This is a genomic window from Mesorhizobium sp. M5C.F.Ca.ET.164.01.1.1, from assembly GCF_004792125.1.
Classification (GTDB): domain Bacteria; phylum Pseudomonadota; class Alphaproteobacteria; order Rhizobiales; family Rhizobiaceae; genus Mesorhizobium; species Mesorhizobium wenxiniae.
The window spans coordinates 2,223,312-2,244,562 of record NZ_SRTG01000001.1 but is presented as its reverse complement, the minus strand read 5'-3'; the positions used below and the strand labels follow the sequence as shown (position 1 = coordinate 2,244,562).

The following is a 21,251-nucleotide window of genomic DNA, read 5'->3' as shown; positions in this document are numbered from 1 at the left end:
TCCAGATCGCCGATACCCAAATTGCCGATACAGGGACACACGACGTTTAAGTCCCGGTGCCGCAAAGCGGGCATCACCTATCGGATCCAAGCCGGAAACGAGACTTCGAGGCACGAGAATGTCTGGCCGAACTACCCATTCCATAGCGCATTTCGAGGCACCCTTCATGCTCGGCGGCCTGGAAGGAAAATTGCCGGCCGGCGACTACGACATCGACCGCGATGAGGAGCTTATCGATAGCACGTCGTGGCTTGCCTGGCGCCGTGTCGCCACTATCCATCTGCCGGCAAGGACGGTGAAAAGCCAGACCAGCCAATTGGTCGCCATCGACCTCGCCGAACTCGAAACCGCGCTGAAGCGCGACCAGGAGAATGCTGCATGATCCGCTTCCAGCAGAACGCGCGCCCGCGCACCGACACGCCCGCGCATCTTTTCGCGATCGGCCAGACCGTTCGCATGAAGAGCCGCACCGGCCTTGTCCAGAAGACCGCAGAGCTGTTCCAAATCAAGAGCAAGCTGCCAGTCAAGGACGGCTCGCCGCAATACCGCATCCGCAGCGACGAGGAGGCCTACGAGCGGGTCACCACGGAAGACAATCTCGAAGTGGCCGACAATCCGAGCGCCTAATGCATGTCGCCCAAACGTGCGAAGCGGTTTTGGGACAACGACATGCGTAAAAATAAAAACTTAAAGCGCGTCGGCTGAATCCTTTTCAACGCGACGCCCTTTAGGACCCACATCAGCCGCCACCGTTAACCAATCACGAGGGACCAGGAAATGGCGAAGGGTCAACAGAGCAGCAACCGCGAGACACGCAAGCCCAAGAAGGACAAGGCGGCAGCAAAGCCGGCATCGCCTTCGGCTCGGCCGTCAAGCAGGCGGAAGCCGGTTTGAAGCCGAAGTCCAAGGGCTAGCGGCGGACGGATGAGCAGCCCGGCATTCATCCAGCCACCGCGCGGATCGGATCAAAGATCACACAACGTCCGAAGCCATATGGTCAGGATTGGCTAGGGCCGAGTTCATCGCCCACTGCCATAGAGCGAGGCTGCCGGCGTAGAGGCAGGAGGCGCCAGCTACCCTCACCTGCCTGTGTCCGGTTGATAGATGGCTTCCCCCCGTCCGGAGACGGGGAGGAAACCAGCCTCTCAGCAGGGACCGTCGTCGACGATGCGATAGTCGGCGGCGCGAGCCTCGCAGGCGTTGGGGAAGGTGCGCAATTCGCCACGGCGGCGTGCGCAGACGGGGGCATATTCGCGTGTGCAGAATGTCTGCTCTTCGCCACCGCCGCCGCCGTCGCGGCACTGGCCGTCGCGGATGATGCGATACCCGGCCCGCTCGGCAAGGCAGGCATTGGCGAAGGTCTGGCGGTCGCCACCGCGCCGGGCGCAGACCGGATCATACTGCCTGGTGCAGAATTGCGGCCCGGGCCTTGGCGGGCGGTACCCCGGTCCTTCCTCCACCACCACCGCTGTGCAGGCTGCAAGAACTGCCGACAGCAACAGGATGGCAAAACCCTGCCGCGAGAAGACTGCCGCAAGAAATTTCATAACTATATCTCCCTCGAGCCCCCGCTCCGGCGCAAACGCGCGCGCTCCATTCCAAGCCGATCCTCGCCATTCCACCGCCAAACGCAACCCCTGTTTGCAAGCCCCCAGCCCGCTGGACCATGCGTGGCCAGGCGCTGGCCGATGACCGGGCGAGCACCCCGTCCTATCGATGCCATGCGTCGGAATGCGCCCATTGGGCGGCCCGCGGACGCTACCTTGCAACGATCACCTTTCCGTGCGATAAATTTCGTGTTCGGGCATTTGCGACCCGGAGAGCGGAACGTTTTGGACGACCTTTCCCCGATACTGTGAATCTCTGACGGCCCCGTTTTTCGGCGGGGGGTTTTGACCATGCGCCAATGCATGACTGCCGAAGCAACCACCGGACTTGCCCACGGCGTCAGGCGGCGGGCAAACCACAAAGACTGACACGGGTGAAGGAGTTTCCCCAATGGCCCAGACCGGCACCGTTAAATTCTTCAACGCTACCAAAGGCTTCGGCTTCATCACGCCAGATGACGGCGCCAAGGACGTGTTCGTCCACATCTCCGCGATCGAGGCTTCGGGCCTGCGCACGCTCGTCGATGGCCAGAAGGTCACCTTCGACGTCGAGCCCGACCGCATGGGCAAGGGGCCGAAGGCGGTCAATCTCCGCGCGGACTGAACCGTCGGCGCGCGCACGTCCGCCCGGACGTGCCAGGAATGAGGCCCCTCCAAAGGCCTTGAACCGGCTTTCAGGGCCGGACCCGAGTTTCGAAGGCGCGGCGGTTTTCGTCGCGCCTTTTTCGTGGCAGGGCGGCATGTGAATGCTCGCAAAACTTTCTCTTGCCGATAGCGCTAAAATAAAGGACAAATTTCCACTCGGGCATTTGCCGGCCCGAGACTTGACTTGATGGGATCAAAGGAGCTTCCCATGCCGCAGACCGGCACCGTCAAATTCTTCAATCATGCCAAAGGCTTCGGCTTCATCACGCCGGATGATGGCGCGAAGGATGTCTTCGTTCACATTTCGGCCGTGCAGGCGTCGGGTCTTCCCGGTCTTGAGGATGGGCAGAAGGTAACATTCGACACCGAGCCGGACAAACGCGGCAAGGGTCCGAAAGCCGTCAACCTGTCGGTCGGCTGAGCCGAGCTCGAGACAGCGTCGGACGGTCCCCTTCGTGCAGGTCCGCTCCTTGTTGAGCGTACGATATTTGTGCCTTGCGCCATGCCTGATCGATGAATATCGACTGATCCCATCCCGTCAATTTCGTTCAGCCCCCGTTCAGCCACGGTCGCCTATTAGCTTCGGTAAAGCCGGACCGCATCCTCCAGATTACCCGGGCCGGCACGAAGGAGACCGACATGAACCGAATTTTCAAGACCACCATCCTGTCCGCCGCGATTGTTGCGACCACGCTCGCGACCTTGCCAGCGGCCAGCGCTGGTGACTGGCGTCACCGGCACCACCATCGTGGCAATGGCGATGCGATCGCGGCAGGCGTCCTTGGCCTCGCGGCCGGCGCCCTGATCGTTGGTGCGCTCAACAACCCGCAGCCCAGCTATTACGACCCCGGCTATGACGATTATGGTCGTTATCCACGGCCCGCCCCGGTGCGCCGCTACTACGCGGAACCGCGAGTCGTCTACAATGACGGCTATGCCGAGCCATGGACCCGTGGCTGGTATGAATATTGTTCGGATCGCTACCGCTCTTTCAACGCCCGCACCGGCACATTCACCGGCTATGACGGCGAACAGCATTTCTGCACCGCGAACTGAGGCTTCCCTGCCCCCAAACAAAAGCGCTGTCCGCCAGGCCAGCGCTTTTTGGTCGTAGGCATGCATAAAGGCAGGAGACCGATGCGCGTCGCGTGAGGCTCCTCAGCCGCAACGCGTTTTAAATCAGGAATGGATTGCTCCGGCGCTCCTCGCCGAAGCGGCCGCCGGGACCGTGGCCGCAGATGAAGCCGATGTCGTCGCCGAGCGACAAAAGCTTGTCCTTGATCGAGGCGATCAGCGCGGCGTGGTCGCCGCCCGGCAGGTCGGTGCGCCCGACCGAGCCGCGAAACAACACGTCGCCGACATGGGCGAACTTAGCAGCACGATTGTAGTAGACGACATGGCCGGGCGCGTGGCCGGGGCAATGAAAGACTTCGAACGCGTGCTGGCCGAACGAGACGGTATCGCCCTCGCTGAGAAAGCGGTCGGGCACGCAATTGCGCACCGGATCGGTGATGCCGTAGTGTTTCGCCTGTTTCTCGAGATTGGCAAGCAACGGACGGTCGGCCTCATGCGGGCCGATGATCTCGACGCCGAGCGCCTCCTTCAGCTCCATGGCGCCGCCGGCATGGTCGATATGACCATGCGTGATCCAGATCGCGCCGGCGTTGATCGCATTGTTCTTGAGCACCGCCAGCACCTTCTCGATGTCGCCGCCCGGATCGACGACGACGCCTTGTCTGTCGTCCATGTCGAAGAGGATGGTGCAGTTTTGCTGGAAGGCCGTGACCGGCACGACGCCGGCGTTGAGCTGACCCATGATCGTCCTTTCGCTGTGTCGCCCCTGATGTAGATCCACGCGCGAACGTCGTCCACCGCATCCGGCTGTCGCCACAACGCAAAAAAGAAATGGGCGGCCGAAGCCGCCCATGCAAAAGCCCGAAACCGCTAGGCTGACTTCTTCGTCGCATTCATGACCGCGCCGATGATGGCCGTCAGAATGGCGCCACCACCGGCACCGCCGAGGATGTTTTGCACATTCAGCGCGCTGCCCAATCCGCTCGTTGCCGCTGCGGCTGCAGCCGGATCGATCGTGCCGCCGCCGAGCAGGCTGCCGAGGATGGCCGCACCGCCGACGCCGCCAAGGGCGCCGCCCAGGATTTTGGTAAGCTGCCCCACTGCAGCTGTCTTGATCGCCGCGCCCACCGCCTGGCCACCGATGATACCCATAATCACCTGAACAATGATCGGAAGAAGCGTGTTCATGTCCATATTACCAGTCCCTCCATAGCTGCCAGCCTCCCGGGCCGACAGCATCATGAGACGCCGAATTGGACGAAAGTCAAATGCAGAAGTGCTTAAATAAAGGGGCGGCCCGAAAACCGCCCCTACTTATAAAAAAAGCTGTGACTTTCGTTATTCTGCGGCGATTGCGTGCTTGGGTTGAACGGCCGCAGAATAGTCGTTCATCAGAGTCTTGGCAATTTCACCCACCTCGAATCGGTATGGACCGATCTCTGAAACGGGCGTCACCTCGGCCGCTGTTCCGGTGAGGAAGCACTGCTGGAAGCCTTCGAGCTCTTCCGGCATGATGGTGCGCTCGATCACCTCGAAGCCGCGATCCTTGGCAAGGCCGATCACCGTACGGCGGGTGATGCCGTCGAGGAAGCAATCGGGGGTGGGCGTGTGGATCTTGCCGTCCTTGACGAAGAAGATATTGGCGCCGGTCGCTTCCGCAACCTGGCCGCGCCAGTCGAGCATCATGGCGTCGGCATAGCCCTTGGCTTCGGCGGCATGCTTGGACATGGTGCAGATCATGTAGAGGCCGGCAGCCTTGGATTTCGACGGCGCGGTGCGCGGATCGGGGCGGCGCCATTCGGCCAGATCGAGACGGATGCCCTTCAGCTTCTGTGCCGGATCGAAATAGCTCGGCCACTGCCAGATGGCGATGGCACAGTTGATCCGGCTGTTTTGCGCCGAAACGCCCATTTGTTCGCTGCCGCGCCAGGCGATCGGCCGGACATAGGCATCCTGGAAACCCTGCTTCTTCAACAGCGTGCGGCAGGCGTCGTCGATCTCGGCAACCGAATAGGGAATCTTGAAGCCGAGCAGGCGTGCCGATTCGTGCAGGCGCTCGCTGTGGTCGGTCAGCTTGAAAATCTCGCCGCCATAGGCGCGCTCGCCCTCGAACACCGCGCTGGCGTAGTGCAGGCCATGGGTCAGCACGTGGATCTTGGCGTCGGCCCATTTGACGAACTCGCCGTTCATCCAGATGAAGCCGTCCATTTGGTCAAAGGGAACGGATGCCATGGTAACCTCCCGCGGGCGCCCGCCCGCACATTATCGTTGCGCGTTTCTTGTCAGCCGCGCCGGGCGGCCGGTATCTCGAAGCGTAGGCGGATATATAAGCTCTGGCAAACACAGGAAGTTCCGGAAAAACGGCCTTCCCTTGCCTTTTCGTTCGCAATCCGCCGAAAAGCTTGTCAAAAATTAGCATTGCCGGGAAATTACGTCAATAGTACTGACATAATTTCCCCTTCGCACGGAGAAAAGATGACAGATCGCAGCCACCCAGCCGGAAAACCGATCAGGACGGCGATCACCGACGAGGACGGCATCGACTTTGCCATCATCGAACTGTTCTTCTTCGCCTATCGCGATTTTACCTCCGATCCGGACCAGATCCTGTCCGACTATGGCTTCGGCCGGGCCCATCACCGGGTTCTGCATTTCGTCAATCGCAGGCCTGGCCTGACGGTCGCCGAACTCCTCGACGTGCTGAAGATCACCAAGCAGAGCCTGGCGCGCGTGCTCAAGCAACTGATCGACACCGACCACATCGTCCAGCTGCAGGGCCCGCGCGACCGCCGCCAGCGCGAGCTCTATCCGACAGCCAAGGGCCGCGCTCTGGCACTGGCGCTGGCACGGCCACAGTCACGCCGCATCCATGCTGCATTGGAAGATGCCGGAGCCACCGAACGCACCTTGATCGAGCGCTTCCTGGAAGCAATGGTCAATCCGGAACTAAGAGCGCAGATCGACATTGTGCCAGCAAAAACGTCAGGGAAAAGCCATGGAGACCATTGAAAGGGTTGATCAACCGGCAGCACCGGACGACGACGCGCCGCATCTGCTGGTGATTGATGACGATACCCGTATCCGCAATCTTCTCAAACAATATCTGACCGAAAACGGCTTTCGCGTCACCGTTGCCGGAAATTCCGGCGAAGCGCGGCGCAAGCTCGCCGGCCTCGATTTCGATCTGCTCGTGCTCGATATCATGATGCCGGGCGAAACCGGTGTCGATCTGGCCAAGGCGCTGCGGGCAAGCAAGAACGTGCCGATCCTGATGCTTACCGCGCTCTCCGAGACCGACAGCCGGATTACCGGGCTCGAGGCCGGAGCCGACGACTATCTGCCGAAGCCTTTCGATCCCCGCGAATTGATCCTGCGCATCAACAACATCCTGCGCCGCGGCGGTCCGGCTACGACGCCCAAAGTCGAGCAACTGGTCTTCGGCCCCTACACGTTCCAGATCGCCAGGCGGGAGCTCAAGCGCGGCGGCGAGGCTCTGAAGCTGACCGACCGCGAGCAGGAGATCCTGGCGATCTTCGCGGCGCGGGCCGGCGAAACGATACCGCGTCATGAGCTTGTCGGCGACGAGTCCGAAGTCGGCGAACGCACCATCGACGTCCAGATCAACAGGCTGCGCCGCAAGATCGAACGCGATCCGTCCAATCCGGTTTGGCTGCAGACCGTGCGCGGTATTGGGTATCGGCTCAGCGTGGAATAGACTGACGCCCACAGCCCCTTGTTGAGTGGCTGAAGATGAGCAAAAAGGGCGAATGGCGACCACGCAACTGGAACGGCCGGGAGATCGCGGCTTGAGCGCTCGCGCCACGCGGGTACTGAAGGCGGTGCCGCTCGCCTGGAAACGGTTCTGGCGCCTCGTTTCGCTTTACATGCCGAAGCGGCTCTATGCCCGCTCGCTGATCATCGTCATCGCACCGATGATCCTGCTGCAATCGGTCCTCGCCTTTGTTTTCATGGAACGCCACTGGCAGACCGTGACACAGCGCCTGTCGCAGGCCACGGTCCGCGACATTGCCGCGATCGTCGACATGGTGGAAACCTATCCGAACGACGCCGACTACGCCAACATCATCCGCATCGCGCAGGATCGCATGCAGCTGAAGATCGACTTGCTTCCGCCCGATCCGCTGCCGGCGCCCGGTCCAAAGCCGTTCTTCTCGATCCTCGACGAAATTCTCTCGTCCGAGATCACCCATCAGATCAACCGTCCGTTCTGGATCGATACGGTCGGCAATTCCAATATCATCGAGGTCCGTGTCCAGCTCGAGGGCAAGGTGCTGCGCGCCTTCGTGCGCCGCAGCCAGGCCTATGCCTCGAACACGCACATTTTCCTGATCTGGATGGTCGGCACCTCGCTGGTGCTGCTGATGATCGCCATCCCTTTCCTGCGCAATCAGATCCGGCCGATCCTGACGCTGGCCGAGGCCGCCGAAAGTTTCGGCAAGGGCCGGCCGATGCCGCTCGATTTCCGGCCGCGCGGCGCCGAGGAGGTTCGCCGCGCCGGCTTTGCCTTCATCCAGATGCGCGAGCGTATCGAACGCCAGCTCGAACAGCGCACCGCCATGCTGACCGGGGTCAGTCATGATTTGAGAACCATCCTCACCCGCTTCAAGCTGCAGCTTGCGCTGACCGGGACCAAGGCCGACACCGAGGCGCTCGGCCAGGATATCGATGACATGCAGTCGATGCTGGAAGGCTATCTCGCCTTTGCCCGCGGCGAGGCGACGGAAGACGCCGGCCGTTTCAATCTTGAAGCCTATTTCGACAAGCTCGGCGAGGAGGCCACGCTGCGCAAACGCAAACTGTCGACCACGCTCTCCGGCGACCCAAATTTGCATGTGCGCCCCCACGCCTTTGCCCGGCTGTTGTCCAATGTCGTCGGCAACGCCTTCCGTTACGCCAAGACGGTTGAGATCAACGCCAACCACGGCCGCGGCTCGCTGCTCGTCACCATCGACGACGACGGTCCGGGCATTCCGCCCGAAAAGCGCGAGGACGTGTTCAAGCCTTTCGTGCGGCTTGACGAGGCCCGCAATCTCGATGCCAGCGGTACCGGCCTTGGCCTTGCCATCGCACGCGACATTGCCCGTAGCCATGGCGGCGACATCATGCTGGACAAGAGCCCGCTCGGCGGCTTGCGCGCCGTCATCAAGGTTCCGGCCTGATTAGAGCGACGTGCGTCCAATTGGACGCACAAAGTACGCTCTGACACTTTGAACCTACGCATCGTGCTTTCCAGTGGTTGTAGACGGCCATCGGCTATGCTTTCATCGGGGCGTCATGAAACCATGCTGAAGAGCGCGCATGAAGCGCGTGATCCTGATTGATTCGGCCTTGCGGCCTCGCATCAAGGGAACCGACGACCTTTCAAGCAAAGGGCTGCTATGCGCATCCTGATGGTCACCGACGCCTGGCGCCCGCAAGTCAACGGCGTCGTCCACACGCTGGAACGGCTTTCGGAAACCCTCAAATCCTTCGACGTCGAGACGGACTTCCTGACCCCGAACATATTTCGCACCTTGCCCCTGCCGACCTACCCGGATATCCGGCTGGCGCTGACGAGGCCAAGACACGTCGCGCGCCTGATCGAAGCGCGCAACGCCGATCATATCCATATCGTCACCGAAGGCCCGCTCGGCATCATGGCGCGGCGCTATTGCCGCAAGGCCGGCCGGCCGTTCACGACAAGCTATCACACGCGCTTTCCGGAATATCTGAGCGCGCGGCTGCCTATACCGGAAGCGTGGGCCTATCGCTGGCTTCGCGATTTCCACAATTCCGGACAGGGCACGCTGGTCGCCACCCAGTCGCTGGCAGACGACCTTGCGGCGCGCGGCTTCACCAAGCTTAGGCCATGGACGCGCGGCGTCGACACCGACCATTTCCGGCCGGACAAGAGGAAGGATCTGGGGCTCAAGCGACCGATCTTCCTCTGCGTCGGACGCGTTGCGATCGAAAAGAACCTGGCCGCCTTCCTCGACCTGGATTTGCCCGGCAGCAAGGTGATCGTCGGCGAGGGGCCGGAACTGGCCAGGCTCAAGGCCAGATACCCCGATGCCCATTTCCTTGGCCACCGCCCGAACGACGAACTGGCCGAAATCTACGCCTCGGCCGATGTCTTCGTCTTTCCCAGCCGCACCGACACGTTCGGCAATGTCATCATCGAGGCGCTGGCCAGCGGCACGCCGGTCGCAGCCTATCCGGTGACCGGACCGATCGACATTGTCGGCGACGGCGTTGGCGGAGCGGTGTCGAACGATTTGCGTGAAGCCGCGCTCGCCGCGCTCCAGGTCGACCGCGCCGAGGCGCGCGAACGGGCGATGCGCTATAGCTGGAAAGCCTGCGCGGAAATGTTTCTCGACACGGTCGAGGAAGCGCTGGGAGCGACGCAAAAACTGACATTACCTTTCGTCATCCACAGGCCCAGCGGCGGCGAAGCCGACGCGCAGACCCGAGGATCCATTCCGTGACCTGCGAGCGGCCCCTTCGGTGAAGAACTAGTTGGTTGAGGCGGCGAGCCGCCTTGCTCCACAGGAGCGGCCAAGGAAAGAACAACGCGATTCTGGACCGTCCTATTCATCGACCACTGCTGCGGCATGGATCCTCGGGTCTGCGCGTCCGCTTCGCTCCCGCTCCGCCCGTGGATGACGAAGCTAAAACAACCGGCCGCCGTCCGGCACCTTGCGTTCGATTGCGCCGAGGACGACGGCACCCTCTTCGTCGGGAAAGCCAAGCGTCAGCACTTCCGACATGAAGGGTCCGATCTGGCGGGGCGGAAAATTGACCACCGCGAACACCTGCCGACCGATCAGCGTCTCGGGCGCATAATATTTGGTGATCTGCGCCGACGATTTCTTCACCCCGATCGCCGGGCCGAAATCGATCTTCAGCTTGATCGCCGGCTTGCGCGCCTCGGGGAACGGCTCGGCCTCGACGATCGTGCCGGCGCGGATATCGACCCGGTCGAAATCGGCGAAGCTGATCTCGGGCTTGCGCTGGCTGCTCGAACTCATTGAGGGTCAGGCCTGGCTCAGGCGTTTCCGTAGGTCTCGAACAGCACGCCGGCCAGCGCATCCTTGGCCGAGGTTCCCGACCAGACGACGAACTGGAACGCCTGGAAATAGCATTCGCAGGCTTCGAGTGCCGACGACAACAGCACCTCGACCTGCTGGCTCGACGGCTCGACCCCGCCGGCGAGCAGCAGCGACTGGCGGAACATGATCGCGCCCTCCTGTTCCCAGAGGTCGAAATGGCCGAACAGCATCTGCTCGTTGATCAGCGAAAGCAGCCGCATCACCTCGAGCGCGCGCGCCTCCGGCACCTTGATGTCGAAGGCGCAGGCCAGATGCAGCGCCTCGAAATCCTCCATCCAGGAGAATGAGACGTGGTAGTCGGTCCAGCTTCCGGCAACCGAAATCGAAATCTCGTCGTCGCCGGCCCGTTCGAAGGACCAGTCGTTGTTGTGAGCCACCTGCTCGATGACATCCACCGGATGGATTTCGCGCGAGAATTCGAGTTCGAGAAGTTCCATGGAATGCTTCCTATCGTTCAGGGGGAACCCACACGCTCCGCGGGGCACACACGACGAACAATTCTGTCTAGAACTCGGACGGCCGGGACTTCGTCAACGCAAAGACCCCAGACCGGACCCCACCGCCCGGCGCATGACCCTGCTCCGAATCATGCAACAAATTCAGTCTATTGATCGGGAGTCGCGTGACCAGCCCAATTTTTCGCACTGCGTCATTCGCATGTGGAAAGCCGCTGTCACAAAGATTCACGCAATGCCGGTAAGCGATTCACGACAAAGCGCTTTTTGCGATTGTGCTTTGTGGAAAAGTTTAACGATTATTTTTTGGATCTGGGCTTTGCCGCGGCCGCAGGTGCGGCCTGCCCGGTCAATTCGGCGAGCTTCGCCTCGAGTGCCTCGATGCGCGCAGCGAGACGGGTGTTTTCCTCCCTGGCCTTCGCCGCCATATCGCGGGCGGCCTCGAATTCTTCGCGCTGCACCAGGTCCATTGAGTTGAGAACACGCTCGGCCTGCCCCTTGAAGGCGGTTTCCACTTCGCGGCGCACGCCTTGCGCGGCACCTGCGGCGTCGGTCATCAGCTTGGCGAATTCATCGAGAATGCGGTTCGGTCCGGTCGACATGGCAAATCCTCGCTTGCTCGATTTGACGTAGTGGCGCGCGACGCGGAATGCAAGCATCCACGTCGCCTTGACCGCGCCAAAACCCTGCCGCATGGTCCGCGCCCGAACACGATCGCAACCGGGAGAGCCTGTTGAGCGAATATTTTATGCTGCCGTTGGCCGCCCTGCCCTTTCCCAATATCGACCCGGTCATCGTCAAGATCGGGCCGCTGGCGGTGCATTGGTATGGCGTCGGCTATATCGTCGGCATTCTCTTCGCCTGGTGGTATGCCAAGCGGCTCGTCACCAATGCAAGGCTCTGGCCCGACGGCACGGTGCCTATGAAACCCGAGGACCTCGACGACTTCATCGTGTGGGCGGCCATCGGCGTGGTGCTTGGCGGGCGTGTCGGCTACGTGCTGTTCTACGACCTGCCACGTTACATCGCCCATCCGCTCGATATCCTTGCCGTCTGGCAGGGCGGCATGTCGTTCCACGGCGGGCTGCTCGGCGTCATTCTCGCCATGACGCTGTTTTCCTGGTCGCGCGGTATCCGCACATGGTCGCTGTTCGACGTGGTGGCGGCCGGCGTGCCGGTCGGCCTTGGCCTCGTCCGCATGGCGAATTTCATCAACTCCGAACTCTGGGGCAGGCCGACCGACGTGCCATGGGCGGTCGAATTCCCCAATGGCGGGCCATTTGCGCGCCATCCGAGCCAGATCTACGAGGCGCTGCTTGAAGGCCTGGTGCTGTTCCTGGTCCTGCGCTTCCTCACCCATTCCAGGCTCAAGCTGAAGACGCCGCGCTTCGTCGGCGGCGCCTTCATCGCCGGCTACGGTCTCTCGCGCATCTTCGTCGAATTCTTCCGCGAGCCCGATCAGCAGCTCGGCTACCTCCTCGGCACCGGCTGGCTGACGATGGGCATGGTGCTGTCGCTGCCGATGCTGCTGGCCGGCATCTGGGCGATGGCGACGGCAAAGCCGGTTACACAGCCACAGCCGGTATGACCCGACTGAAAGCCCGCATCGTTGAGCTGATCGGTGCGGCGGGGCCGATCCCCGTCAACCAATACATGGCGCTTTGCCTGTTCGATCCGCGGGACGGCTACTATACGACGCGCGAGCCGTTCGGGGCTGCCGGCGACTTCGTCACCGCGCCGGAGATCAGCCAGATGTTCGGCGAGCTGGTCGCTGTCTGGCTCTACGAAGCCTGGCTGGCGACCGGCCGGCCGATGCCGGTCACCATCGCCGAGATCGGCCCCGGCCGCGGCACGCTGATGAAGGACATGCTGCGCACGCTTTCGCGGCTCGATCCGGCGCTGACCGCCGGCGCATCGTTCGCCATGATCGAGACCAGCCCGCGGCTGGCAGATGTGCAAAGGCAAACGCTTGCCGCCACGCCGGCGACGATCGGCTGGCACGAAAGCATCGCCACGCTGCCGCAGACCCCGCTTTTCATCGTCGGCAACGAATTGTTCGACGCGGTGCCGATCCGCCAGTTCGTCCGTGCCGGAACAGGCTGGCGCGAACGGATGATCGGCCTCGATGACGCTGACGAATTGCACTTCTTCGCCGGCGCCGGCTCGGTCGATCCGACGCTGTTGCCGGACGATGCCGAAAACGCACCACAGGGCGCGATCGTCGAGGTCGCGCCGGCCCGAGCCGCGCTGATGGCGACCATCGCTGAGCGATTGGACCGGCTCGGTGGCGCCGGCCTGTTCCTCGACTATGGTTATTTCCGGCCAGGGATCGGCGACACGTTGCAGGCCTTGCGCAAGCACGATCACGAAGATGTGCTGGCCAATCCGGGCGAAGCCGATCTCACCGCCCATGTCGATTTCGCCGCCCTTGCCGCGATTGTGCGGGCGCATGGCCTCGATGCCCATCTCTCCACGCAAGGCGAATTTCTGGTGGAAATGGGTCTTCTCGAACGCGCCGGCCAGCTCGGCGCCAATGCCGATGAAGCGGCTCGCGAAAAGATTGCAGGCGAGGTCGAACGCCTCGCCGGCCCGCAAGCCATGGGCGACCTGTTCAAGGTGCTTGCTGTCCTGCCTGCCGGCATCGCCGTTCCGCCTTTTCCAACGGCGGATTGACTTTTCGCTGCCGCCTCTCCCACTCTCCCAATTTCCGACTGTCGCCCATTTTGGACTGTCGCCGATTTTTGGACTGTCGCTTGACGAAATCGCCCGCACGGACAACAACGCCGCCATGCTGAATCAGACCAAACCGGATCCCGTTCGGTCGCCCCTGCTGGAAAAAGTGCGGGCGCAAGGCATTCGCCACGGATATTTCACCCGTGTTGGCGGCGTCTCCAGCGGCATCTATCAAGGCCTCAACATCGGCACCGGCTCGAGCGACGACCAGACGCAGGTAGCCGAGAACCGCCGCCGCGTCGCCGACTGGATGGGTGTGCCCCCGAGCCATCTCTTGACCGCCCACCAAATCCATTCGCCCGACGTCATCATCGCGAGGGAGCCTTTTCCCGGCGAGCGGCCAAGGGCCGACGCCGTCGTCACCGACCGGCCAGGAATTGCCGTCGGCGCCTCGACCGCCGATTGCGGACCGGTGCTGTTCGCCGATGCCGAGGCGCATGTCATCGGCGCAGCCCATGCCGGCTGGAAGGGCGCCTTGTCGGGCGTGCTGGAAAACACCATTGCGGCGATGGAGGGCCTCGGCGCCCGGCGCGAGCGCATCGTTGCGGTTCTCGGTCCGTCCATCGGCCCCGAAAACTATGAAGTCGGGCCGGAATTCATCGCCCGCTTCGTCGAGGCCGATGCCAACAATATCAGCTATTTCGCGCCGTCCGCAAAGTCGGGACATGCAATGTTCGACCTCAACCTCTATACGGTCGATCGGCTGACTCGAGCCGGCGTCACCGCCGATGGGCTTGGACGCTGCACCTACGCCGAGGAGGATCTGTTCTATTCCTACCGGCGCAGCACCCATCGCAAGGAGCCGGATTACGGGCGGCAGATTTCGGCAATCGTTTTGGAGACTGAATAATGGCGCTGCATTTCGAACGGTCGGAATTTGACGCGCGGCGCGATCGGCTGATGATCGAGATCGCCGAGAAGAAGCTCGATGCCGTCCTGTTGTTTGCACAGGAGAGCATGTACTGGCTGACCGGCTACGATACGTTCGGCTTCTGCTTCTTTCAGTGCCTGGTGGTGAAGGCAGACGGTTCGATGATCCTGCTCACGCGCTCGGCCGATCTGCGCCAGGCGCGCCACACCTCGATTATCGACAACATCGTGCTGTGGACCGATCGCGACGGCGCCAATCCGGCGATCGACCTGCGCAATTTGCTCAACGATCTCGACCTGCTCGGCGCCCGCATCGGAGTCGAATACGACACCCACGGCCTGACCGCCTACAATGGCCGGCGCCTGGACGAGCAATTGCAGACCTTTGGCCAGATCGCCGACGCGTCCGGCATCGTCAGCCGGCTGCGCCTGTTCAAGAGCCCGGCCGAAATCGCCAAGGTGGAAAAGGCCGCAAATCTCGCCGACGACGCGCTGGATGCGGCCCTGCCGCTGATCAAGCAGGGTGGCGACGAAGCCCTGATCCTTGCTGCCATGCAGGGCGCGATCTTTGCCGGCGGCGGCGATTATCCGGCGAACGAGTTCATCATCGGCTCTGGCTTGGACGCGCTGCTTTGCCGTTACAAGGCCGGCCGTCGCAAGCTGAGCAAGAACGACCAGGTGACGCTCGAATGGGCCGGCGTCTTCCACCACTACCATGCTGCGATGATGCGCACGGTGCTGACCGGCAAGGTGTCGAAACGTCACCAGGAACTGTTCGATGCCGCACGCGCCGCACTTCTGGCCGTCGAAAAGGCGATGACGCCCGGAAATACTTTCGGCGACGTGTTCGAGGCGCATGCCCGCACGCTCGAGGCGCACAACTTGACCAAACACCGGCTCAACGCCTGCGGCTATTCGCTCGGTGCCCGATTCACCCCATCATGGATGGACATGCCGATGTTCTATCAGGGCAATCCCGAACCCATCGCGCCAAACATGACGCTGTTCGCCCACATGATCATCATGGACTCCGAAACCGAGACGGCAATGACGCTCGGCCGCACGTATCTGACGACCGAATCGCAGCCGAAACCGCTGTCCCGCCATGATCTCGACTTGATTGTGCAATGAATCCATAATGGTAAGAATGCAAGGGGCGTTCATCGCCAGGGAGTTTTGAGGCAAATGAGGCGATCGCATGTGACGACCGTGTCATTGCTCGCGGCGCTGATGCTGGCCGCCTGCACCAACGCGAAGGACGTTCTCGAACCCTCCGCCATCGCCTCGCAGTCGACACAGGCCGTACCAACGACCGGAACCGGCACGGCTGCAACGCCCACCACACCTGCAACGACCGCGCAGCCTTCCGCAGCAACAGAGCCTTCCGCCACTGCGCAGCCTGCAACCACGACCGTGCCGCCGGCAAAGAGCGCCGCCGTCATCGCACGAACCCGCCTGCAGGTAGCGCCGATCGTCGGCGCCTCGGTGGAAGCCGCGACACCGCTGACCGCGGAGCTTCAGACGCGAGCCAAGCAGCGCGGCATCACCTTGGCCGGTAGCGCCGGCCAGACCCCTACGCACGTGCTGAAGGGCTATTTCTCGACGATGTCGGAAGGCAAGGACACCACCGTCATCTATGTCTGGGACGTCTATGACCCGGCAGGCAACCGGCTGCATCGCATCAATGGCCAGCAAAAGGCGCCCTCGGCCAATGGTGGCGAAGGCTGGGCTGCGGTCGCGCCGGAGACCATGCAGGCGATCGCCGACCAGACGATCGACCAGTTTGCCACATGGCTTGGCGGCCAAGCGGGGTGACTGGCGGGCTGACATGTTGCCGGCTTTCCTCGTCGTAGACGTTTATTGAGATTAGCCGGCCGATTCCGATCACGACGCTTGCAATACCGGCACGGGCCGCTAAAAGCCCCGACTAAGGGGCTCAAGAGAGTCTGCCAGAGTCTCCATCCTTCACCAGGACCGGTGCATGAAGCTTTTCGCGGGCAATTCCAACAGGGTGCTGGCCGAAGCGGTCGCCCGCTATCTCAACATCCCGCTGGGCAAAGCCAGCGTCAGGCGCTTCGCCGATCAGGAAATCTTCGTCGAGATCCAGGAGAATGTGCGCGGCGAGGATGTCTTCATCCTGCAGTCCACCTCGTTCCCGACCAACGATCACCTGATGGAACTGCTCATCATGATCGATGCCTTTATGCGCTCGTCGGCCAAGCGCATCACGGCGGTCATTCCCTATTTCGGCTATGCCAGGCAAGATCGCCGCGCCTCGGGCCGCACGCCGATCTCGGCCAAGCTGGTCGCCAACATGATCACGCGGGCGGGCGTCGATCGCGTCTTGACGCTGGATCTCCACGCCGGCCAGATCCAGGGCTTCTTCGATATCCCGACCGACAACCTGTTCTCGGTGCCGGTCATGGCCCGCGACGTGAAGGCGAAATATAAGCAGCTTGCCAATGTCATGGTCGTGTCGCCGGATGTCGGTGGCGTGGTCCGCGCCCGCGCGCTCGCCAAACGCATCGATGCTCAACTCGCCATCGTCGACAAGCGTCGCGAGCGCCCCGGTGAATCGGAAGTCATGAACGTCATCGGCGACGTGCGCGGCAAGGATTGCCTGCTGATCGACGACATCATCGATTCGGGCGGCACCTTGTGCAATGCGGCCGATGCACTGCTTGCCGCCGGCGCCACCAGCGTCACTGCCTACACCACCCATGGCGTTCTGTCGGGCGGCGCCATCGCCCGCATCGGTGCCTCGAAGCTGCAGGAACTGGTCATTACCGATTCCATCCAGCCGACCCAGGCGGTGCTCGACGCCAGCAACATCCGCGTCATCTCCATCGCCGACCTGATGGGTGAGGCGATCTCGCGCACGGCGACCGAGGAATCGGTATCGAGCCTGTTCGACTGAAATCTGCCAGCGCTACAGCGCCGCGCGTCCAGCGGACGCGCAAAGGACGCTGTAGCACGTTGATTTTGCGCATGATCTCCAGCGAAATCGGTACCGATTTCGCTGAAGCGAACCGAAGGTTCGGGGTCATGCGTTACCCGTTCGACACCCTGATATTGTCCCTTGACCCTCGCATGTAGCCCCGCGGCGATGCCCCCAGCATACGCTTGAACATGGTGATGAAGGCCGGCACGCTGTCATAGCCGAGGTCGAACGCCACCCTTGTGACCGGCTCGCCATCGGCCAGCCTCGGCAAGGCCGCGAACAGGCAGGCCTGTTGGCGCCATGTCGACAGCGACAATCCGGTCTGGCGATGAAAGGCGCGGGTAAAGGAACGGCGGCTCATGCCGACGATATCGGCCCATTCGTCGATTGTCGCGTGCGGCGAAGGTGCTGCGACGAAGCGCCGGCACAGTGCCGCAAGCTTTGGATCTGAAGGAAAAGGCAGGCCGAGCGGCCGTTCCGGCAGGTTCGGGATTTCATGCAGCAGGAGGCTCATGATCAGCCCGCCGCGCCCCTCCAGCTCGGCGCCCTGCGGCAGCTTTTCCGATTCCACGATCAGGCTGTGCATCAGATCTGTAATGCCGACGACGCGGAGTCCATGCGGCAGCCCCGCAATGGCGTCCGGCATCACATAGACCGAGCGCATGCTGACGTCGCCAAGCATCTCGACGGAATGCTCGGTGCCGGCGGGAATCCACATGGCATGATCGGGAGGCACCATCCAGCGCCCATGCCGCGTCGTCACCAGCACGACGCCGACAAGCGCATGCAGCAACTGACTGCGACTGTGACGGTGCTGAGGCACGTGGTAGCCGTCGGGATATTCGGTCGGCAGGGCCACCGCTGGCCCGACTGCCTGCTCCAGCCACTGCCAGCGGCGCTCATGCAACTGCCCGAGTTCGGCAAACTGGCCGAGATCGGTGTCGCCCACTTTGAAGATTTCATTGCCACGCGGCATTGAGTAATGGCCCACTCGCGAAACTATTGGACCAAACCACGAAAGAAGTCGCCCGGCAAGTGACTTATAAGGCAACCCGGCTATGAGGCCGCCTGCGCGAGCGCCCGCCAAAAAGACCACGGAGCATGCCTTGACCGATACGACAGCCACCACCGCCGCCACGCCTGCGACGGCCAGCCACACTTCGGCGCAAGCGACGGCCTTCAGCGTCATTCTTGCGGTGAGCTTCTGCCATTGTGTCAACGACATCATGCAGTCGCTGCTCTCGGCCATCTATCCGCTGCTGAAAAACAATTACGGTCTCGATTTCTGGCAGATCGGCCTTTTGACCTTCACCTTCCAGGTGACGGCCTCATTGCTGCAGCCGCTGATCGGCATGATCACCGACAAGCGGCCGATGCCCTATTCGCTGCCCTACGGCATGGCGTCCTCGCTGATCGGCCTGATCGTGCTGGCCTATGCCGGACACTATTGGCTGCTGCTGATCGGCGCGTCGCTGATCGGCATCGGCTCGGCGATCTTCCACCCGGAGTCCTCGCGCATCGCCCGCTTCGCCTCGGGCGGCAGGTTCGGTCTGGCGCAATCTCTGTTCCAGGTCGGCGGCAACTTCGGCCAGGCCATCGGGCCGCTGCTGGCTGCCTTCATCGTCGTGCCTTTCGGCCAGACCAGCATAGCGTGGTTTGCCGTCGGATCGCTGCTCGGTATCATCGTGCTGTGGCGGGTCGGCGGCTGGTACAGCCGCCTGCGCGCCTCGCTCGCCAACCGCAAGGCGGCAGGTTTTGTCTCGCCCTTCCCGCGCCGCAAGGTGATGGGCGCGTTGGCGGTGCTGACCTTGCTGGTGCTGACCAAGAACGCCTACATCGCCAGCCTCGCCAGCTACTACACCTTCTACGCCATCGATAAATTCGGCGTTTCGGTGCAGATGTCGCAGGTCATGCTGTTCCTGTTCCTCGGCGCCTCGGCGCTGGGCATCCTGCTCGGTGGCCCGTTCGGCGACCGCTACGGACAGAAGGCGATGATCTGGTTCTCCATCGTCGGCGTGCTGCCCTTTACGCTGGCTCTGCCCTACGCCAATTTCGAATGGACGATGATCCTGACGGTGCTGATCGGCCTGATCCTGTCCTCGGCATTCTCGAACATCGTCGTCTTCGCGCAGGAACTGGTGCCTGGCCGCGTCGGCATGATCGCCGGTATCTTCTTCGGCTTCGCCTTCGGCATGGGCGGCATCGCCGCCGCCGTGCTCGGCGTCGTCGCCGACATGAAAGGCATCGACTTCGTCTTTCAGGTCTGCTCCTACCTGCCGCTGCTCGGGCTGCTGACGGTTTTTTTGCCGAACATGAAGGAAGCGAGGAAGCTCGAGCCACGATCGGGTGAAGCTTGAATTTGGTTTCGGCCTCGCCCCGAGGAGGTCGGGAGCGCCGGACCCCGACCTCGGCAGCTGTCAGCCGCTTTCGTAGTTCATGCCGTCGACATCAAGGCTTGAGGTCAGCCACTCGGGAAAACCACCTTCGAACCGGCGTGAGGCCCAGCCTCGCGCCCTCAGGATAGCCAGCGCGTCGGCAGAGAGAACACACTGGACACCACGGCAATAGGCAACGATGACCTTCTCTCGTGGAAGCTCCGCAAGTCGTTCCTCCAGCTCACCCACGGGAATGTTGATCGCATCCGGCAAATGCCCGGCTGCGTATTCTTCCTGCGGCCGAACGTCGAGCAGCACGATTTCGTCGTCCCGCATGCGGCGCACGAGTTCCTCGCGCGAGATGTTCTCCAGCCTGTCCGGCCGGCTCATAGTGTCATTGATAAGTTCGCGGATTTGCTCGCGCCTATGGTTCGCAAGGCTTCGCAGGGCGGCGAGCACGTTTTCGATCGGGCCATCGGCCAAACGATAGAGCACGCGTTTCCCGTCTCGCCGGGTCTGCACCAAGCCGGCCCGCTTGAGGTGCTGAAGATGCTGCGACGTGTTGGCCAACGCGATCCCGGAAAGTTGAGTCAGCTGCTCCACGGCGAGTTCGCCGTCGGCAATGTGGCGGAGAAGAACCAGCCGATGTGGATGTCCCAGCGTGCGGGCGAGATCCGCTATTTCGTCACAGATAGGGTGATGAACGTCTGCCTTTTTCATACCGCATGACTATCATAATTCAATTAATCAATCAATATGTTGAATGAACGATCTTATCCAGCTAATGTCCGACCCGTAGGACAGGAGCATTAGAAATGAACCAGCAGTTGGAGTTCGTTGTCCGCGCAGCCGCGATCGGAACGGGGGCGACGGCGGTGATGGATCTTTGGGGATTGTTTCTGAACCGAGCGTTCGCGATTTCATCGCTTGACTATGCCTGGGTCGGCCGCTGGATCGGGCACTTTCCGCGAGGCCGTTTTGCGCATGCGAATATCGCGCAGGCTCCCCGAATTCCAGGCGAAACGCCGATTGGATGGGTCGCGCATTACGCGATCGGCATCGTCTTTGCTGCATTGCTGATGGGAGTATGGGGCATCGACTGGGCACGATATCCGACATTGCTTCCCGCCCTTCTTGTCGGCATGTTCAGTGTCGTCGCCCCATTCTTCCTAATGCAGCCAGCCTTTGGAGCCGGAAGGCAGCCTCGAAACTCCCAACCCGCACACTGCGCGTCTGCGCGGCCTCATGTCCTTCGGGTTCGGACTGTATGTCGCTGCGTTGCTTTCGGCACTCCTGTTTCCGGTCTGACACTGATCGGTTGCGGTCGGCTTTCAAGACACGACCCCAATGTCTAAAAGTGAGGCGCAAAGCCGAAGTTCGTAGTAAAGACACTGCCCACTCGCCTTTGGCTTGCACCTCGTCCCACCTTCCGCTATAGAGCC

At 62.1% G+C, this 21,251-nt stretch carries 26 protein-coding genes; 17 read left to right on the top strand and 9 right to left on the bottom strand.

The annotated features are described in order from the left end of the window. Positions 1–118 precede the first annotated feature (118 nt). Both EN807_RS11130 and EN807_RS11125 read left to right on the top strand, forming a co-directional pair. Entirely contained in the window at positions 119–382 is a 264-nt protein-coding gene (locus EN807_RS11130; RefSeq protein WP_135934947.1) for a hypothetical protein, read from the top strand. Then, positions 379–627 (top strand): hypothetical protein, encoded by a 249-nt coding sequence (locus EN807_RS11125; RefSeq protein ID WP_135934946.1) that lies wholly within the window; start codon positions 379–381, stop codon positions 625–627. Before EN807_RS11130 ends, EN807_RS11125 begins: the two co-directional genes overlap by 4 nt. 518 nt (positions 628–1,145) lie before the next feature. Here EN807_RS11125 and EN807_RS11120 read toward each other — a convergent pair. After that, entirely contained in the window at positions 1,146–1,547 is a 402-nt protein-coding gene (locus EN807_RS11120) for a Kazal-type serine protease inhibitor domain-containing protein (protein ID WP_135934945.1), read from the bottom strand. Positions 1,548–1,998: 451 nt separating this feature from the next. On the opposite strand from EN807_RS11120, the gene EN807_RS11115 reads away from it, so the two are divergent. The 3 genes from EN807_RS11115 to EN807_RS11105 all read left to right on the top strand — a co-directional run bounded on the left by EN807_RS11115 (position 1,999) and on the right by EN807_RS11105 (position 3,308). Next, positions 1,999–2,211 (top strand): cold-shock protein, encoded by a 213-nt coding sequence (locus tag EN807_RS11115; RefSeq protein ID WP_023799871.1) that lies wholly within the window; start codon positions 1,999–2,001, stop codon positions 2,209–2,211. 249 nt (positions 2,212–2,460) lie between these two features. Beyond that, positions 2,461–2,673, top strand: coding sequence for a cold-shock protein (locus EN807_RS11110; RefSeq protein ID WP_008877668.1), 213 nt, complete (start codon positions 2,461–2,463; stop codon positions 2,671–2,673). Positions 2,674–2,891: 218 nt separating this feature from the next. Continuing rightward, the gene (locus EN807_RS11105) at positions 2,892–3,308 is read left to right on the top strand and encodes a BA14K family protein (protein ID WP_095519179.1); all 417 of its coding nucleotides are present in this window, start codon (positions 2,892–2,894) and stop codon (positions 3,306–3,308) included. A 118-nt stretch (positions 3,309–3,426) separates the two neighbouring features. Here the strand turns inward: EN807_RS11105 and EN807_RS11100 are convergent, their stop codons facing one another. From EN807_RS11100 to EN807_RS11090, 3 genes are all read right to left on the bottom strand, one after another. Then, entirely contained in the window at positions 3,427–4,068 is a 642-nt protein-coding gene (locus tag EN807_RS11100; RefSeq protein ID WP_135934944.1) for an MBL fold metallo-hydrolase, read from the bottom strand. A gap of 128 nt (positions 4,069–4,196) precedes the next feature. Further along, entirely contained in the window at positions 4,197–4,520 is a 324-nt protein-coding gene (locus EN807_RS11095) for a hypothetical protein (RefSeq protein WP_127318323.1), read from the bottom strand. 144 nt (positions 4,521–4,664) lie between these two features. Next, entirely contained in the window at positions 4,665–5,558 is an 894-nt protein-coding gene (locus EN807_RS11090; protein WP_029349987.1) for a branched-chain amino acid aminotransferase, read from the bottom strand. A gap of 243 nt (positions 5,559–5,801) precedes the next feature. Here EN807_RS11090 and EN807_RS11085 point away from each other — a divergent pair, with 243 nt between their 5' ends. From EN807_RS11085 to EN807_RS11070, 4 genes are all read left to right on the top strand, one after another. After that, entirely contained in the window at positions 5,802–6,335 is a 534-nt protein-coding gene (locus EN807_RS11085) for a MarR family transcriptional regulator (protein ID WP_029349986.1), read from the top strand. Then, positions 6,322–7,041: a response regulator transcription factor gene (locus EN807_RS11080; RefSeq protein ID WP_036267167.1), complete on the top strand. Its 720-nt coding sequence runs from the start codon at positions 6,322–6,324 to the stop codon at positions 7,039–7,041. The genes EN807_RS11085 and EN807_RS11080 overlap by 14 nt, the downstream gene beginning before the upstream one ends. 52 nt (positions 7,042–7,093) lie before the next feature. Beyond that, positions 7,094–8,506, top strand: coding sequence for an ATP-binding protein (locus EN807_RS11075; protein WP_135934943.1), 1,413 nt, complete (start codon positions 7,094–7,096; stop codon positions 8,504–8,506). Positions 8,507–8,725: 219 nt separating this feature from the next. After that, positions 8,726–9,811, top strand: coding sequence for a glycosyltransferase family 1 protein (locus EN807_RS11070; RefSeq protein WP_246684058.1), 1,086 nt, complete (start codon positions 8,726–8,728; stop codon positions 9,809–9,811). A 183-nt stretch (positions 9,812–9,994) separates the two neighbouring features. Here EN807_RS11070 and EN807_RS11065 read toward each other — a convergent pair whose 3' ends face one another. From EN807_RS11065 to EN807_RS11055, 3 genes are all read right to left on the bottom strand, one after another. Beyond that, entirely contained in the window at positions 9,995–10,354 is a 360-nt protein-coding gene (locus EN807_RS11065) for a tRNA-binding protein (protein WP_135934942.1), read from the bottom strand. Positions 10,355–10,371: 17 nt separating this feature from the next. Then, complete coding sequence (locus tag EN807_RS11060; protein WP_006202532.1) at positions 10,372–10,872, bottom strand: YbjN domain-containing protein; 501 nt, start codon at positions 10,870–10,872, stop codon at positions 10,372–10,374. A 317-nt stretch (positions 10,873–11,189) separates the two neighbouring features. After that, on the bottom strand, positions 11,190–11,492 hold the full coding sequence (locus EN807_RS11055; protein ID WP_065012050.1) for an accessory factor UbiK family protein: 303 nt from the start codon (positions 11,490–11,492) through the stop codon (positions 11,190–11,192). 131 nt (positions 11,493–11,623) lie between these two features. Here EN807_RS11055 and lgt point away from each other — a divergent pair, with 131 nt between their 5' ends. The 6 genes from lgt to EN807_RS11025 all read left to right on the top strand — a co-directional run bounded on the left by lgt (position 11,624) and on the right by EN807_RS11025 (position 17,410). Continuing rightward, complete coding sequence (lgt, locus tag EN807_RS11050; protein WP_135934941.1) at positions 11,624–12,478, top strand: prolipoprotein diacylglyceryl transferase; 855 nt, start codon at positions 11,624–11,626, stop codon at positions 12,476–12,478. Then, positions 12,475–13,563 (top strand): class I SAM-dependent methyltransferase, encoded by a 1,089-nt coding sequence (locus EN807_RS11045; RefSeq protein WP_135934940.1) that lies wholly within the window; start codon positions 12,475–12,477, stop codon positions 13,561–13,563. The genes lgt and EN807_RS11045 overlap by 4 nt, the downstream gene beginning before the upstream one ends. 115 nt (positions 13,564–13,678) lie before the next feature. Continuing rightward, positions 13,679–14,473 (top strand): peptidoglycan editing factor PgeF, encoded by a 795-nt coding sequence (gene pgeF, locus EN807_RS11040; protein WP_127212534.1) that lies wholly within the window; start codon positions 13,679–13,681, stop codon positions 14,471–14,473. Further along, the gene (locus tag EN807_RS11035) at positions 14,473–15,624 is read left to right on the top strand and encodes a Xaa-Pro peptidase family protein (RefSeq protein ID WP_127212533.1); all 1,152 of its coding nucleotides are present in this window, start codon (positions 14,473–14,475) and stop codon (positions 15,622–15,624) included. The genes pgeF and EN807_RS11035 overlap by 1 nt, the downstream gene beginning before the upstream one ends. 54 nt (positions 15,625–15,678) lie before the next feature. Next, the gene (locus EN807_RS11030) at positions 15,679–16,308 is read left to right on the top strand and encodes a hypothetical protein (RefSeq protein WP_127318311.1); all 630 of its coding nucleotides are present in this window, start codon (positions 15,679–15,681) and stop codon (positions 16,306–16,308) included. A 166-nt stretch (positions 16,309–16,474) separates the two neighbouring features. Further along, positions 16,475–17,410, top strand: coding sequence for a ribose-phosphate pyrophosphokinase (locus EN807_RS11025; protein WP_128204445.1), 936 nt, complete (start codon positions 16,475–16,477; stop codon positions 17,408–17,410). A 133-nt stretch (positions 17,411–17,543) separates the two neighbouring features. Here EN807_RS11025 and EN807_RS11020 read toward each other — a convergent pair whose 3' ends face one another. Next, positions 17,544–18,410: a helix-turn-helix transcriptional regulator gene (locus EN807_RS11020; protein ID WP_135934939.1), complete on the bottom strand. Its 867-nt coding sequence runs from the start codon at positions 18,408–18,410 to the stop codon at positions 17,544–17,546. A gap of 130 nt (positions 18,411–18,540) precedes the next feature. Between EN807_RS11020 and EN807_RS11015 the strand changes: the two genes are divergently transcribed. Further along, positions 18,541–19,791 carry an MFS transporter gene (locus EN807_RS11015; RefSeq protein WP_189522386.1) on the top strand — a complete coding sequence of 417 codons (1,251 nt, stop codon included), beginning with the start codon at positions 18,541–18,543 and terminating at the stop codon, positions 19,789–19,791. Positions 19,792–19,851: 60 nt separating this feature from the next. On the opposite strand, the gene EN807_RS11010 is transcribed toward EN807_RS11015, so the two are convergent. Next, positions 19,852–20,529, bottom strand: a complete 678-nt coding sequence (locus EN807_RS11010) for a metalloregulator ArsR/SmtB family transcription factor (protein WP_135934937.1) — start codon at positions 20,527–20,529, stop codon at positions 19,852–19,854. Positions 20,530–20,624: 95 nt separating this feature from the next. Here EN807_RS11010 and EN807_RS11005 point away from each other — a divergent pair, with 95 nt between their 5' ends. Next, positions 20,625–21,164 (top strand): DUF2938 family protein, encoded by a 540-nt coding sequence (locus tag EN807_RS11005; protein WP_246684057.1) that lies wholly within the window; start codon positions 20,625–20,627, stop codon positions 21,162–21,164. The last annotated feature ends 87 nt before the right edge of the window (positions 21,165–21,251 follow it).

Coding starts and splice junctions, on each gene's coding strand:
- EN807_RS11130 (WP_135934947.1), top strand. CDS start 119: ATGTCTGGCCGAACTACCCATTCCATAGCGCATTTCGAGGCACCCTTC.
- EN807_RS11125 (WP_135934946.1), top strand. CDS start 379: ATGATCCGCTTCCAGCAGAACGCGCGCCCGCGCACCGACACGCCCGCG.
- EN807_RS11120 (WP_135934945.1), bottom strand. CDS start 1,547: ATGAAATTTCTTGCGGCAGTCTTCTCGCGGCAGGGTTTTGCCATCCTG.
- EN807_RS11115 (WP_023799871.1), top strand. CDS start 1,999: ATGGCCCAGACCGGCACCGTTAAATTCTTCAACGCTACCAAAGGCTTC.
- EN807_RS11110 (WP_008877668.1), top strand. CDS start 2,461: ATGCCGCAGACCGGCACCGTCAAATTCTTCAATCATGCCAAAGGCTTC.
- EN807_RS11105 (WP_095519179.1), top strand. CDS start 2,892: ATGAACCGAATTTTCAAGACCACCATCCTGTCCGCCGCGATTGTTGCG.
- EN807_RS11100 (WP_135934944.1), bottom strand. CDS start 4,068: ATGGGTCAGCTCAACGCCGGCGTCGTGCCGGTCACGGCCTTCCAGCAA.
- EN807_RS11095 (WP_127318323.1), bottom strand. CDS start 4,520: ATGGACATGAACACGCTTCTTCCGATCATTGTTCAGGTGATTATGGGT.
- EN807_RS11090 (WP_029349987.1), bottom strand. CDS start 5,558: ATGGCATCCGTTCCCTTTGACCAAATGGACGGCTTCATCTGGATGAAC.
- EN807_RS11085 (WP_029349986.1), top strand. CDS start 5,802: ATGACAGATCGCAGCCACCCAGCCGGAAAACCGATCAGGACGGCGATC.
- EN807_RS11080 (WP_036267167.1), top strand. CDS start 6,322: ATGGAGACCATTGAAAGGGTTGATCAACCGGCAGCACCGGACGACGAC.
- EN807_RS11075 (WP_135934943.1), top strand. CDS start 7,094: ATGGCGACCACGCAACTGGAACGGCCGGGAGATCGCGGCTTGAGCGCT.
- EN807_RS11070 (WP_246684058.1), top strand. CDS start 8,726: ATGCGCATCCTGATGGTCACCGACGCCTGGCGCCCGCAAGTCAACGGC.
- EN807_RS11065 (WP_135934942.1), bottom strand. CDS start 10,354: ATGAGTTCGAGCAGCCAGCGCAAGCCCGAGATCAGCTTCGCCGATTTC.
- EN807_RS11060 (WP_006202532.1), bottom strand. CDS start 10,872: ATGGAACTTCTCGAACTCGAATTCTCGCGCGAAATCCATCCGGTGGAT.
- EN807_RS11055 (WP_065012050.1), bottom strand. CDS start 11,492: ATGTCGACCGGACCGAACCGCATTCTCGATGAATTCGCCAAGCTGATG.
- EN807_RS11045 (WP_135934940.1), top strand. CDS start 12,475: ATGACCCGACTGAAAGCCCGCATCGTTGAGCTGATCGGTGCGGCGGGG.
- pgeF (WP_127212534.1), top strand. CDS start 13,679: ATGCTGAATCAGACCAAACCGGATCCCGTTCGGTCGCCCCTGCTGGAA.
- EN807_RS11035 (WP_127212533.1), top strand. CDS start 14,473: ATGGCGCTGCATTTCGAACGGTCGGAATTTGACGCGCGGCGCGATCGG.
- EN807_RS11030 (WP_127318311.1), top strand. CDS start 15,679: ATGAGGCGATCGCATGTGACGACCGTGTCATTGCTCGCGGCGCTGATG.
- EN807_RS11025 (WP_128204445.1), top strand. CDS start 16,475: ATGAAGCTTTTCGCGGGCAATTCCAACAGGGTGCTGGCCGAAGCGGTC.
- EN807_RS11020 (WP_135934939.1), bottom strand. CDS start 18,410: ATGCCGCGTGGCAATGAAATCTTCAAAGTGGGCGACACCGATCTCGGC.
- EN807_RS11010 (WP_135934937.1), bottom strand. CDS start 20,529: ATGAAAAAGGCAGACGTTCATCACCCTATCTGTGACGAAATAGCGGAT.
- EN807_RS11005 (WP_246684057.1), top strand. CDS start 20,625: ATGAACCAGCAGTTGGAGTTCGTTGTCCGCGCAGCCGCGATCGGAACG.